The organism is Collinsella sp. AF37-9, assembly GCF_003475115.1.
Classification (GTDB): domain Bacteria; phylum Actinomycetota; class Coriobacteriia; order Coriobacteriales; family Coriobacteriaceae; genus Collinsella.
Genome location: NZ_QROQ01000073.1, coordinates 214 through 561, shown reverse-complemented (window position 1 = coordinate 561; position 348 = coordinate 214).

Below are 348 nucleotides of genomic sequence, written 5' to 3'. Positions count from 1 at the left end.
CCGTCTCGGGCTACGATTGAGGCGCGCCCAGAACGGGCCGCCGACCGGGCGCCCGCGCACGGCCGAACGTCCCTGCCCCCGAGAGGGCCCGTTGGGTGCTGCCGGCGCGGGACGCGCCGCCCCCGACGGCTGATAGGAAAGTGCCGGGCAGGTGCCGCGGCTGGTAATGTGAGTGCCGAGGGGGAGGCCATCCGGTCGAACGACTACCGGAAGGATACCACCGTGAAAGCGCCATCCACCAGGCCCGCGGCCGTGCTCGGCCTGGACGTCGGCAAGTCATCGCACTGGGCCCGCCTGGTCGACCGCGACGGGGAGGTGCTGGCCAGCGCCCCCGTCCGCAACAGGGAG